The sequence below is a fragment of the Pseudomonas sp. SJZ079 genome, assembly GCF_007993865.1.
In the GTDB taxonomy this organism is placed as follows: Bacteria; Pseudomonadota; Gammaproteobacteria; order Pseudomonadales; family Pseudomonadaceae; genus Aquipseudomonas.
This window is the reverse complement of the sequence record NZ_VIUH01000014.1, coordinates 81,287-93,514: the sequence shown is the minus strand read 5'-3', so window position 1 is coordinate 93,514 and position 12,228 is coordinate 81,287. Positions and strand designations below refer to the sequence as shown.

11 protein-coding genes are annotated in these 12,228 nt (G+C 63.0%); 2 read left to right on the top strand and 9 right to left on the bottom strand.

Features of this window, described 5'->3' with window-relative positions:
* Positions 1–94: 94 nt before the first annotated feature.
* The 6 genes from FBY03_RS14095 to FBY03_RS14070 all read right to left on the bottom strand — a co-directional run bounded on the left by FBY03_RS14095 (position 95) and on the right by FBY03_RS14070 (position 4,677).
* On the bottom strand, positions 95–556 hold the full coding sequence (locus FBY03_RS14095; RefSeq protein WP_147172999.1) for an Lrp/AsnC family transcriptional regulator: 462 nt from the start codon (positions 554–556) through the stop codon (positions 95–97).
* Positions 557–792: 236 nt separating this feature from the next.
* Entirely contained in the window at positions 793–1,482 is a 690-nt protein-coding gene (locus FBY03_RS14090; RefSeq protein ID WP_147172998.1) for an ABC transporter permease, read from the bottom strand.
* Positions 1,479–2,174 carry an ABC transporter permease gene (locus FBY03_RS14085; RefSeq protein WP_147172997.1) on the bottom strand — a complete coding sequence of 232 codons (696 nt, stop codon included), beginning with the start codon at positions 2,172–2,174 and terminating at the stop codon, positions 1,479–1,481. Before FBY03_RS14085 ends, FBY03_RS14090 begins: the two co-directional genes overlap by 4 nt.
* A gap of 102 nt (positions 2,175–2,276) precedes the next feature.
* A complete protein-coding gene (locus FBY03_RS14080; protein WP_147172996.1) occupies positions 2,277–3,029 on the bottom strand; it encodes an ABC transporter substrate-binding protein in 753 nt (250 codons plus the stop codon).
* A 14-nt stretch (positions 3,030–3,043) separates the two neighbouring features.
* On the bottom strand, positions 3,044–3,817 hold the full coding sequence (locus tag FBY03_RS14075; protein ID WP_147172995.1) for an ABC transporter ATP-binding protein: 774 nt from the start codon (positions 3,815–3,817) through the stop codon (positions 3,044–3,046).
* A 434-nt stretch (positions 3,818–4,251) separates the two neighbouring features.
* On the bottom strand, positions 4,252–4,677 hold the full coding sequence (locus FBY03_RS14070) for a potassium channel family protein (RefSeq protein WP_147172994.1): 426 nt from the start codon (positions 4,675–4,677) through the stop codon (positions 4,252–4,254).
* Between the two features lie 677 nt (positions 4,678–5,354).
* On the opposite strand from FBY03_RS14070, the gene ccoG reads away from it, so the two are divergent.
* Together ccoG and mapR are read left to right on the top strand one after the other, a co-directional pair.
* A complete protein-coding gene (gene ccoG, locus FBY03_RS14065; protein WP_147172993.1) occupies positions 5,355–6,770 on the top strand; it encodes a cytochrome c oxidase accessory protein CcoG in 1,416 nt (471 codons plus the stop codon).
* 73 nt (positions 6,771–6,843) lie between these two features.
* Entirely contained in the window at positions 6,844–8,253 is a 1,410-nt protein-coding gene (gene mapR, locus FBY03_RS14060; protein ID WP_147173031.1) for a GntR family transcriptional regulator MpaR, read from the top strand.
* 112 nt (positions 8,254–8,365) lie between these two features.
* Here the strand turns inward: mapR and FBY03_RS14055 are convergent, their stop codons facing one another.
* The 3 genes from FBY03_RS14055 to FBY03_RS14045 form a co-directional block, all read right to left on the bottom strand.
* Positions 8,366–8,983 carry a hemolysin III family protein gene (locus FBY03_RS14055; RefSeq protein ID WP_147172992.1) on the bottom strand — a complete coding sequence of 206 codons (618 nt, stop codon included), beginning with the start codon at positions 8,981–8,983 and terminating at the stop codon, positions 8,366–8,368.
* 223 nt (positions 8,984–9,206) lie between these two features.
* Positions 9,207–10,628, bottom strand: a complete 1,422-nt coding sequence (locus FBY03_RS14050; protein WP_147172991.1) for a VOC family protein — start codon at positions 10,626–10,628, stop codon at positions 9,207–9,209.
* 217 nt (positions 10,629–10,845) lie between these two features.
* Positions 10,846–12,078 (bottom strand): DUF3422 domain-containing protein, encoded by a 1,233-nt coding sequence (locus FBY03_RS14045; RefSeq protein WP_147172990.1) that lies wholly within the window; start codon positions 12,076–12,078, stop codon positions 10,846–10,848.
* Between the last annotated feature and the right edge of the window lie 150 nt (positions 12,079–12,228).

Here is a 12,228-nt window from a genome sequence, read left to right as displayed (position 1 = left end):
GCTAACCACGGCGCCGCCTCGCCGCCAGCGGGTGTCGGCGCTTAGCGTTTTGCGCGACTGAGGTCGACGTTGGTCTGGAAGAATGCAATAAAACTTAGAGCTTCTGCCCACGGTCCAGCTTGCACGACAGGATGATCGAGGTGGTGGTCTTCTCCACCCCGTCGACTTCACCGATCTCGTCGAGCAATTGATCGAGGCGCTCCGGCGAGTCCGCGCGCAACCAGGCGACGAAATCGAACTCACCGCTCACGGTACACAGCTGCTGCACCTCGGCCATGCTGGTCAGGCGCCGCAGCACCTCCTTGCCGGAGCGCGGCTGCAGGGTGATGCCGACGTAAGCTTGAAGACCACCATCCAGCACGCGCTGCCCCAGGCGCAGGCCATAGCCATTGATGATTTTGTTCTTCTCCAGCCGGGCGATCCGCGAGATCACCGTGGTGCGTGCGATGCCGAGTTTGCGCGCCAACATGGCCACGCTCTCACGGGCATTGAGCTGCAGCGCGGCAATCAACTGCCGGTCGATATCGTCCAGGCGTGGGGCGTTCAAATCTGCCATTCGGGCCTACCTACAAGATCGGGATAAAGTTCATCGAGCGGCGCTGCCAACGCGCCAGTTCAGCCGCTCTGGCGCAGCGAATCGCTACTCAAACAAGACGCAGCCGGGCGAGAGCACCCTGCCGCCGCTCACCCAGCTAGGCGCAGGAGTCTGCGCAAGTCAGTGGGATTGGTAAAGGCATAGGCGCATTCCCTGCGCCAAGCGCTGGCCCTCGTGCAGGCCGAGGGCAAGCCGCTTCAGCGACCCTGGCAGGCATCCACCCGCAGGCGCCGCTCCAGCAGCCTGAAGCCTTGCACCAGGACATAGGCGGCCACCAGGTAGAACACCCCGGCGGCGAAGAAGATCTCCACCGGCTGATAGGTGCGGGCGATGATGGTGCGTGACATGCCGGTCAGTTCCAGCAGGGTGATGGTACTGGCCAGGGCGCTGGCCTTGAGCATCAGGATCACTTCGTTGCTGTAAGCCGGCAGGCCGATGCGCGCCGCCCGCGGCAGGATGATGTAAACCAGTGCCTGCCGGCGGGACATGCCCAGGGCACGCGCCGCTTCGATCTCGCCCGGTGGAATGGCCTGAATCGCGCCGCGCAGGATCTCGGCGATATAGGCGGCGGTGTGCAGGGTCAGAGTGACGATGGCGCACCAGTAGGCATCGCGCAGGAACGGCCACAGCGGGCCCTCGCGTACCGCCTCGAACTGCGCCAGACCGTAGTAGACCAGAAACAGCTGCACCAGCAGCGGCGTGCCGCGAAAGAAGAATATGTAGCCGTAGGGCAGCGCGCGCACGTACCAGTGCCTGGATGAGCGGGCAATGCCCAGGGGAATGGCCAGGATCAGCCCGGCGATCACCGCGATGCCGACCAGCTCCAGGGTCAGCCAGGCGCCTTCGGCGATGCGCGGCAGCCATTTGATAATCAACTCCCAGTTCATGCGACGGCCCTCACGAAACCACGGCCGGCGCGCTTCTCGAGGACGTACAGGCCACACATGGCGACGATGGTCAGGCTCAGATAGATGAACGCGGCCACCAGATAGAAGGTGAACGGCTCCTTGCTCGAGGTCACCGCGATCTGCGAACGGCGCATGATTTCCTCCAGGCCGATCACCGAGATCAGCGCGGTGTCCTTCATCAGGATCATGAACAGATTGCCCAGCCCCGGCAGGGCGATGCGCCACATCTGCGGCAGGATCAAGCGCCAGAGGATTCTCGGCCTGGACATCCCCAGCGCCTGACCGGCTTCGCGGTGGCCCTTGGGAATAGCCAGGATGGCGCCACGGAACACCTCGGTGGCGTAGGCACCGAAACACAGGCCGAGGGCGATGGTGCCGGCGGCGAAAGCGCTGAGCTCCAGTTCCGGATAGCCAATCCATTCGCCCAGGCTGCGCAGCAGGCTGACCGTGCCGAAGTAGATCAACAGCACCCAGAGCAACTCGGGCACGCCGCGCACCAGCGTGGAATAGCCGCCACCCAGCCATTGCAGCGGCTTGTAGGGCGAGGTTTTAGCCAGGGCGCCGAGCAGCCCGAGGATCAGGCCCAGGGACAGGGCCGACAGCGCCAGCTTGATGGTCATCAGGGCGCCGGCGGCCAACGCCGGGCCGAATCCGTAGAGATCGAGAGTCATAGTTCGAACCACCGCAAGGGCTGGCACGAGCCCGGCGGCCGCTGTGGTCAGTTCAATCAACTAACCGCACGGGCCACCAAAGCACCACGCCAGCGGGGACGATCAGTAGATGCTGAAGGGGAAGTACTTGTCGTTGATCTGCTTGTAGGTGCCGTCGGCAACCACTGCCTTGAGTGCGCTATTCAGCTTGTCGCGCAGCGGATCGTCCTTGCGCACGGCGATGCCGATCTTGTCGTTGTCGAACACCGGGTCGCCCTTGAACTCGAAGGGTTTGCCGGCGTCGCTCTTCAGCCACTCCCAATTGACGAAGGTATCGGCCAGCACACCATCGAGGCGCCCCGAAGTCAGGTCGAGGTAGGCGTTTTCCTGGGTGTCGTAGAGCTTGATATCGACCACGCCGTCCAGGTTGTCTTCCAGCCAGGTGCCGGCGATGGTCGCGCGCTGGGCGCCGATCACCTTGCCTTTCAGGCTGGCCTTGTCGGTCTTGAACTCGCCGCCCTTGGGCGCGATGAATTGCAATTTGTTGGTGTAGTACGGCGCGGTGAAGTCGACCGCCTGCTGACGCTCTTCGGTGATCGACATCGAGGCCACCAGGAAATCGAACTTCTTGGCATTCAGGGCCGGGATGATGCCGTCCCAGTCGGAGGTCACCACCTCGCACTCGGCCTGCATCTTGGCACACAGGGCCTGGGCGATTTCCACGTCGAAACCGCCGACCTGACCATCAGCGGCGATCAGGTTGAACGGCGGGTAAGCGCCTTCGGTGCCGATCTTCAATTTGTCGGCGGCGGCCACGCTGCTGGCGAAGACCAGGGTGGCGGCGGTGGTCAGCAAGATTTTCTTGTAGTTGTACATGCAATGACGCTCCGTTAATGGCTACTGGACATGAATTGCTTGCAACGCGCCGACAGCGGGTTATCGAACACCTGCTGCGGCGTGCCCTGTTCTTCCACCAGGCCCTGGTGGAGGAACACCACCTCGCTTGAGACCTGCCGGGCGAAACTCATTTCGTGGGTGACCAGCAGCATGGTGCGGCCCTCCTCGGCCAGGGCGCGGATCACGCTGAGCACCTCCTGGACCATTTCTGGGTCGAGCGCCGAGGTCGGCTCATCGAACAGGATCACCTTGGGCTCCATGCACAGGGTGCGGGCGATGGCCGCGCGCTGCTGCTGGCCGCCGGACAGTTGGTTGGGGTAGACGTGACGCTTGTCGGCGATGCCGACCTTGGCCAGCAGCGCCTCGGCCCGCTCGGTGGCCTCGGCCTTGCTCAGACCGAGCACCCGGCGTGGCGCCTCGGTGATGTTGTCGAGCACGCTCATGTGCGGCCACAGGTTGAAACTCTGGAAGACGAAGCCGATCTCGCTGCGCAGGCGGTTGATCTGTTTGTTGTTGGCCGCGTGCAACTCGCCGCTCTGACTCTGCTTCAGCTTGAGCGCTTCGCCATTGACGATGATCTGCCCCCGGTGCGGGTTCTCCAGCAGGTTGATGCAACGCAGGAAGGTCGACTTGCCGGAGCCGGAGGAGCCGAGGATGGAGATCACATCGCCGTCGCGAGCAGTCAGGGAAATGCCCTTGAGCACCTCATGCTCGCCATAGCGCTTGTGCAGGTCGCGGATTTCCAACGTGGGCGGTGAGCCTGTCATACGAGTACCTCTTATTATTCTTTTTTGCGTTGCAAATACTGGCTGCATGCAACGCTCTGCGCCTAACAGTGATGCGTCATTAGCGGTCTGGATTGCGTCAGCCTGACGGGCGCAACCCCAGCAAAAACAAGACCTTTAGCGAAGCCTGAAGCCGAATCCGAGTAGCGATGAAAGCAAGGAACAGGCCTTGCCTCAAACGAAAAGAAAGACTCGGATCATTCCAAAATCTACGAATCCCAGCAGCGCTCCCCCACTTGGAGCGAGCGCTTTCGAGCACGTGCCGTGTGAATATCGGAGCGGTCTATGGGGGGATCTGTGTAGGAACAGAGTGCTGCAGAACGACTTGCGGATCGACCTGCCGAGCGCCGCAACGCCGATGCTCAAGTTGCGCGCGGATGTGCCAGTCGCCTGGCAGGCGGCGTGGGCAGGATCGGCTATTTGGTATTCCAGTAGCGCTGCATCTCGACGAACAGAAAAGACGCAGTCCAGGTAATGAGCACCAAGCCAGTGAGTGCTTCGATTCCGGTCAAGTAACGCAGAGTGCCGACCGGTTGAATGTCCCCGAAGCCCAGGGTGGTAAAGGTGGTGAAGGAGAAATAGACGCAGTCGACCAGGCTGCCATCGAAACTGCCCTGCAACTCTCCCCAGCCGCCGACGCCATTCAAGAAGAAGTAGGCGAAGGCAAAGATCCATACCTCAAGCGCATGGGCCGTCAGCGCGCCACAGACACCCAGCACGATTCTGAAGCGGTGCCTGACTTTCATCTTCGGCAGCAGTAGCGTCAGCCGAAACAAAAATTCGTAGTGCACGATTACCGCAAGCACCACGACGAAGCTGTTAACCAGAACTGCCGCTATCACTGTCTAACCTGCTGGCGAGTAAGTTGATGGCGAGTATGACTACTTTTATGCGGATGAGGATTGAGCGGCGGGCGCCGGAATATACAGCCACGCCTTTCATCGAACCAAGCAACAGGCGCTGGGCATTCACCAGGCCTCAGCCAACTCGACAACGGCCACACCACGACGCACTCACCGCAACAGAGCGCGACCTTTACCGGGCGACTGTCACCCTGACGCCCGGGCGGGCGATGACATCGCGCAGCAGACCGGCATTGGCCGCTCCAACCCAACGCCCTGAACCTCCTCCAGACCCTGTAGAGCAATTGCGCGACCCGCTCGCGCACCAGGGCATGGTCATAGTCGTCGTAGTGGTACATGCGCTCTACCTCATCGAGCCGAATACCGACGTGTGCACGCTCGACGGCTGAGGACACGCTGGCATAAAGAGCGCCGACTTTGAGTCCGCAACGCCAGTCGAAACAGCCTCAGATATAGCTAAAAAAATCAGATCAACAGCGCCATCTTGGTGTTTCCCAAGTGGGACTGAGGGATAAGCCAAGCCGCTGAAAGCCCTGCTGGCTGCACCACTGAAAAACCACCTGATCCGCTTTTTATTTGAAAATCTGAGTCTGTTATCAGCACAAGGAAGTGCCGATCATGCGTCCCGCCGGATATAGCCAGATGGGGCGAATTGCATGACCGAACGTATTCCCGCCACGATCGTCGAGACGATCAACCCGCGTAGCCCTCTGCGCCTTACGCCCGCCCAGGCAGGCGGCGCCATCCATACCCGCAGCTTCACCGGTTTGTTCCGCAACCTGCGCCTGTACGGTGCAGGCTGTCTGTTTCTGCTGTTCTTCGGTACAGCCTGGCTGAACTGGGGCGAGCGCCAGGCGGTGCTCTGGGATCTGGCCGGGCGCAAGTTCTACATCTTCGGCGCGACCTTCTGGCCGCAGGACTTCATTCTGCTCTCGGCGCTATTGATCATCGCCGCCTTCGGTCTGTTCTTCATTACCGCCTTTGCCGGCCGCGTCTGGTGCGGCTACAGCTGCCCACAAAGCGTGTGGACCTGGGTATTCATGTGGGTGGAGAAACACACCGAGGGCGAACGCAACCAACGCATTAAGCTGGATGCGGCGCCCTGGTCAGCCAACAAGCTGCTGCGTCGCGGCGCCAAACATGGCCTGTGGCTGGCGGTGAGCCTGGTCACCGCGCTGGCCTTCGTTGGTTACTTCACCCCGGTGCGCGCACTGGTCAGCGACCTGCTGCACTTCGCGCTCGACCCGAGCACCACGTTCTGGCTGCTGTTCTTCACCGCCGCCACCTACCTGAATGCCGGCTGGTTGCGCGAGAGTGTCTGCCTGCACATGTGCCCCTACTCGCGCTTCCAGAGTGTGATGTTCGATCAGGACACCCTGCTGGTGTCCTACGACAGCGCCCGCGGCGAGGGCCGTGGCCCGCGCAAGAAAGACGCCGCCTACCAGGCCGAAGGGCTGGGCGACTGCGTCGACTGCACTCTGTGCGTGCAGGTCTGTCCCACCGGCATCGATATCCGCGATGGCCTGCAACTGGACTGCATCAGTTGCGGCGCCTGTATCGATGCCTGTGACAGCGTGATGGACAAGATGGGCTACGCACGCGGCCTGGTGCGCTACAGCTCCGAGCGCGCCATGGCCGGCGGCAAAACCCAGTGGTTACGGCCTACGCTGCTCGGCTACGCGGTCGCGCTAGTGGCGATGATCGGCGCCTTCGTCTGGGCGTTGGACACCCGCCCGCTGGTGTCGCTGGACGTAACCAAGGATCGCGGCCTGTACCGCGAGAACGACGCCGGGCAGATCGAGAACATCTACACCCTGAAGATCATCAACAAGACCCAGCAGCCGCGCCGCTATGCCCTGTCGCTGGGCGAGTCTGACTACTTCGAATTGCAGGGCAGCCGTGAACTGCAGTTGGCGCCCGGTGAGATCATCGACCTGCCGGTGAGTGTGGCCTTGACCGCCCCGCGCGCCGCCAGCTCGTCGCAGGTGCTGCGCTTCCAAGTGGCCGAGCGCGACAATCCGCAGATGCGCGTGAGCACCGAGAGCACCTTCGTCTCCCCGCTGAATCGCTGAGCGCGATCACATGAGCGCCACGCGCCCAGTAGAGTATCGTGCTCTGCCTTCAGCACGGGTGAGCCAGGACAAGATGAAGCGCTACGAGAAGTTTGCCGATGAGATCGCCCAGCTCATTCGCACCGGTGTGCTGGCGCCGGGGGAGAAGGTCCCGTCGGTGCGGCATGCCAGCCGCACCTATGGGATCAGCCCCTCGACGGTATTCCAGGCCTATTACCTGCTGGAGAGTCGCGGGCTGATCGTGGCCCGGGCACGTTCGGGCTACTTCGTTCGCGCCCATGCCCAGCGCCCGCTGCATGAACCGGAAATCAGCGCGCGCCAGGCGCAGACCAGCGACGTCGACGTCAGCGAACTGGTGTTCTCCGTACTCGGCTCACTCAAGGACCCGGACACCGTACCCTTCGGCTCGGCCTTCCCCAGTCCGGACCTGTTTCCCCTCGCCCGACTGGCCCGCAGCATGGCCCAGAGCGTGCGCGATATGCCGCCGCAGGCGGTGATCGCCGACATGACCGAAGGCAACCCCGACCTGCGCCGGCAGATCGCCCTGCGCTACATGATCAGCGGGGTGATGCTGCCGCAGGAGGAGCTGGTGATCACCAACGGCGCCATGGAGGCACTCAACCTCTGCCTGCAGAGTGTCACCGCGCCGGGCGATCTGGTCGCCATCGAGGCACCGGCGTTCTATGCCACCCTGCAGGTACTCGAGCGGCTGAAGCTCAAAGCAGTAGAAATCCCGATGCACCCGCGCGCAGGGATCGATCTGGACAGCCTCACGGCCAGCCTGGAGCAGTTACCGATCAAGGCTTGCTGGTTCATGAGCAGCCTGCAGAACCCGCTGGGCGCCAGCATGGGCGAGGACAAGAAGCGCGCCCTCTACGAGCTGCTGCAGCGCCATCAGGTGCCACTGATCGAGGACGATGTCTACGCCGAGCTGTACTTCGGCACGCAGCCACCGAAGTCGGTGAAAAGCTTCGATCGCGATGGCCTGGTGATGCACTGCGGCTCGTTCTCCAAGTGCCTGGCGCCGGGCTACCGGGTCGGCTGGGTAGCGGGCGGGCGCTTCGCAACCGCCATCCACCGGCTCAAGCTGATGACCACCATCTCGCCCTCGGTGCCGGCCCAGGCGGCCATCGCCAACTACCTCCAGCATGGCGGCTACGACCGCCATCTGCGCAAATTGCGCCATGCCCTGGAGGCGCAGCAAGGCTCGATGCTGGCCTCGGCAGCCCGGCACTTCCCGCTGGATACGCGGGTCACCCACCCCAGCGGCGGCTATTTCCTCTGGTTCGAATTTCCCCAGCAGGTCGATTCCCTGCAGTTGTTCCGGCTCGCCCTGGCCCAGGGCATCAGCCTGGCGCCGGGGCCGATTTTTTCCGCAACCCGGCGCTTCACCAACTGTGCCCGCCTCAACTATGGCCACCCCTGGGATGCCCAGAGCGAGCAGGCGATGGCGCTGCTCGGACGCATCCTGGATTCCTTCTGATCGGGGTAACCACGCAGAGGCTGTTACAGATAACGGCCGAGGCGCTTGTTGAGACGCATAGGGTTGGCTGCGGACCGCCCTGAAGTCGGTGACATTCGGTGCCAGGGTCGCCTCAGAGGACGTACCACAAGATCGCCACAAAGTGCAGCAGGCTGCCGGCGATCACGAACAGGTGCCAGATACCATGCCAGTGACGAAAGCGGCTGTCGTAGGCGAAGAAAATGATTCCAACCGTGTACAGGAAGCCGCCCGCCGCCAACCAGGCAAAACCCACAGCGCCCAGCGCGGCAATCAGCGGTTTAACCGCCACCAGGACAATCCAGCCCATCAGCGCATAGATCACGATGGACAGCACGCGAGCCTCCGAGCGCGGTTTGATCTCTTGCAGCATACCGATCAGGGCCAAGCCCCAGACCGTGCCGAACAGCGACCAACCCCAGGCGCCACGCAAACTCACCAGGCAAAACGGCGTGTAGCTGCCGGCAATCAACAGGTAAATCGACAAGTGATCGAGCTTGCGCATGATCACCTTCGCGCGCCCCCGTACGCTGTGGTAGACAGTCGAGATGCTGTAGAGCAGCAGCAAGGTGAAGCCATAGATCGCCACACTGACGATCTTCCACGGGTCGCCGGTCAAACTGGCCAACACGATCAACCAGAGTGCACCGACAAAGGCCAGCACGGCGCCGACCAAGTGCGTCCAGGCGTTGAGCTTTTCACCGTGATACATGCGTCCCCCCTTCCCGGCTAGATGCCCATGGGCAGGCTGACTGCCCGAGCCATGGCGATCCTGAACCTCGTGAAAGTGAGACTGCTCACCTCTGCTCACGCGCTGGATCGCCTTACCGGGCTGATTGTCCCCTATCAGTGTGTGAATCGTTGTCGACGCAGGCAATAAAAATCCCCGCCAGCAGGGCTGGCGGGGATTGGCCATTGCTGCAACAGGGCGAAATTCAGCTCAGCGTTGCCAGGCCCAGTTGCTCCGCACAGTGCGCCAACGAGCGTTGTTGACTGTCGGCGTAGAGCGCCAGCTCGTCGAGTACCGGCGCACCGAGGTCGCGTTCGAACGCCTCACGGTTGGACGATTGCGCATAGCGGGCTGACGACTGCTCGCCCAGGTTGGACTGGAAGATCCCCGCTGCGCTGACCGGCAGGAAGTCCTCATACACCAGCGGCTCGCAACGCAACTGACCGGCCGCAAGCAACGCCTCCAGACCGCTCGCCAGCTCGCCCCTGGCCTTGGCGGCCAGGCCCAGATCACTGACGAAGTAGCGGAAGTAGGCCAGGCCCTGGCGACGCAACTCGTCAGGCTGATCCGGAAAATCGGCGAAATGCTGGTCGAGCAGCCGCATATAGCTCGCGGCATTGTCCTCGCTCGGTGCGCCCTGGCTGGCCTCGCGACTGGCGTTGAGCAGCTGGTCATACAGCGCGCGACCTTTGCCGGTCAGGGCCACGCCACGCTGCTCGATCTCGCCGAAACGTGCGCTGTGGCTGCCGAGCGCCATGCTGCCATCCGCCTCGATAAAGGCCACCGGCTCGCGCAAGGCCTTGAAGCTGGTCTGCCGCAGCAGGATCGCACAGTGGCGTGGTGGCGGGCCTTCGACCACCGCTTTCGAGCTGATGCCACGCCCCGGCATGGCGGCCTGCACCGCGTCGATATCCAGGGTACGCGGGGTCAGGTGGTTGATATGCGGGCCCTTGAAGGCCACCACATCGGCGATCAGCCGGTGCTGATCGCTCAGCTGCTGGTACTGCGCCGCGCTGACGGTGGCCTCGCGGTGCCAGCGGAAGGTCTCCAGGGCCTGCGCGACGAACTCCGCCGCCTCGTCTGGGGCAAGACCGCCGTCCTGCTCGGCCTGCTCGATCAGTTGCAGCGCGCGCGGAGTGAAGATAGTGCGCCGGGCCAGAATCGCCGCGGCCAGCTCGCGCAATTCCTGGTTCTCTATCAGCTCGAGGCGCAGCAACGAGGTGAACACGCGGAACGGGCTGTGTTGCAGCGAGGCTTCGTGAATGGCGCGAAAGGCCGTGGAATGCACCGGCACCCCGGCGCACGCCAGGTCGTAGTAGCCCACCGGGGACATGCCCATGACTGCGAACAGCCGGCGCATGGTCGCCAGCTCGGCGGCGCTGCCCAGGCGGATGGCGCCGTGGCGTTCCATGTCGAGGCGCTCGAGCTCACCGGTCAGGCGCAGCCTTTCGGCGAGCGCCGGGTCCTGTTCCAGGGTGCGTCGATTGACCTCGCCGACCAGCTCCAGCAGCGTGCCGTAGAGCGGCACCTCGGCCTTGTACAGGGCGGACATGGCGCGGGAAAACTGCGCACGAATCTCATCGGGATGAACCAACGCATCCGGGTTGACGGCCGCTTGAACGCTCATGGGAACTCGACTCCTTGCATCGCCTGATCACAGTGACTGGAAGTCTCCACCGGGGTTGGCATTCCAGTCTTTCATGCGAAACATTCTGGCGAGCTGAAAAGTCGCTTTCAAACGACTAATCCTCTGCTGGTCATTCCCTAAACGAATCCACCGAGACCAGCACCGGGGTATCCGTCATCCCGTCAGCAGCCGACCCTAGTGGTCGACACTCATCCTGTTAGTGCTGCGCCGCCTGCTTCAGGCGCCGCGCCAGCCGGTACAGAGTGAACATGAACAGCGGCGCCAGCAGGACGAACAGCACCTTGCTGGAGAGCGGCGAACCGAGCGCCGTCAGCCCCTCGAGGGTCATCTTGAGCAAGCCGATCAGGTAGTAGCTGATGGCGATCAGCGAGAAGCCCTCGACCGCCTTCTGGATTTTCAGCTGGGTGCTGGTGCGTGCATTCAGGCTCTCGAGAATCTTCGAGTTCTGCTCCTCCACTTCCACCTGGGCCTTGGCCTGCAACAGCTCACCCAGGTTGGCGATGCCGGCGGCCAGGCGGTCCAGACGCTTCTCGGTGGCGGCGCAGTAACGCACGCTGGGTTTGAAACGCCGCTCGATGAACACGCCGAGGCGCTGATTGCCGCCGACGTGACTTTCGCGCAGCTCGCCGATGCGCTCGAAGACGATCTGCGCATAGGCCTCGGTGGCACTGAAGCGCGGCCGACAGGCGGCCGAACAACGCATCAGCCGCGCCGACAGCTCAGTCAGCGAATCCAGCAACACCTTGGCCTCGCTGTTACCCACACTGGCATTGCCCTCGGCGATGCCGATCAGCCCGCGATCCAGTTCCTGCAAAGTGGCGCTGAGTTCCTGGGCCGTGGGCAAACCCAGGGACGCCAGCATGCGGTAGGTCTCGATCTCCACCAGGCGGCGAATCATCCGGCCCAACCGGTAGGCATTCAGCCCGCGATTGACCAGCAGCATGCGATTGAAGCCCAGCGCCGACAGGCGAAAATCACTCCAGACAGTGGCATCGCCACCGCCGATATGCGAGCCCGCGGGGTCTTTGAAACCATAGTCGCCGGGGTCGAGCATCCCGTCTTGCGCCTCCTCGACCAGAATCACCAGGGCGTTGATGATCAAGGCCCGATTGGCGTCGAGCACACCGCGCAGCGGCTGCGGCAGGTCGAGCCAATGCGAACTGTCCGAGCTGCGCGGCACCACCCAGGTCAGGGACAGAAACTCGCTGTGGCGCTCCCACTTGCACGGGTGCCCGGCCAGGCGCAGCAGGCCATGCCGCGGCGCATCGTGCCCCTGGCTATGGGCCTGCTCGCCGAGCTGCTGGATGATGCCATCCAGGGATTTGCCGTCGTCCAGCAAGGCGAAATGGTAGACATGCGCAGGACCCTCGAAATAGATCGACGGCCGCGCATGCAGCTCATCGTGCAGGCTTTCTCTCAGGGGGTGCATAGGGTCTCCGCGAGGTACTGGTCGGTCGACAGCAGACTAGATAGTCGCCGTAAACTTCCTAGACAACCGGCACCGCCACGGCGACACATCCACCTGATCTGGTCTGGCTCGCGGTAACGATGAACGGCGCTCCTCAGCCGCCAGAGCGGC

Excerpts from the sequence above, each read along its gene's own strand:
- FBY03_RS14085 (WP_147172997.1), bottom strand. The coding sequence starts at position 2,174 with ATGACTCTCGATCTCTACGGATTCGGCCCGGCGTTGGCCGCCGGCGCC.
- FBY03_RS14055 (WP_147172992.1), bottom strand. The coding sequence starts at position 8,983 with ATGTATCACGGTGAAAAGCTCAACGCCTGGACGCACTTGGTCGGCGCC.
- FBY03_RS14095 (WP_147172999.1), bottom strand. The coding sequence starts at position 556 with ATGGCAGATTTGAACGCCCCACGCCTGGACGATATCGACCGGCAGTTG.
- FBY03_RS14045 (WP_147172990.1), bottom strand. The coding sequence starts at position 12,078 with ATGCACCCCCTGAGAGAAAGCCTGCACGATGAGCTGCATGCGCGGCCG.
- mapR (WP_147173031.1), top strand. The coding sequence starts at position 6,844 with ATGAAGCGCTACGAGAAGTTTGCCGATGAGATCGCCCAGCTCATTCGC.
- FBY03_RS14075 (WP_147172995.1), bottom strand. The coding sequence starts at position 3,817 with ATGACAGGCTCACCGCCCACGTTGGAAATCCGCGACCTGCACAAGCGC.
- FBY03_RS14080 (WP_147172996.1), bottom strand. The coding sequence starts at position 3,029 with ATGTACAACTACAAGAAAATCTTGCTGACCACCGCCGCCACCCTGGTC.
- FBY03_RS14050 (WP_147172991.1), bottom strand. The coding sequence starts at position 10,628 with ATGAGCGTTCAAGCGGCCGTCAACCCGGATGCGTTGGTTCATCCCGAT.
- ccoG (WP_147172993.1), top strand. The coding sequence starts at position 5,355 with ATGACCGAACGTATTCCCGCCACGATCGTCGAGACGATCAACCCGCGT.
- FBY03_RS14090 (WP_147172998.1), bottom strand. The coding sequence starts at position 1,482 with ATGAACTGGGAGTTGATTATCAAATGGCTGCCGCGCATCGCCGAAGGC.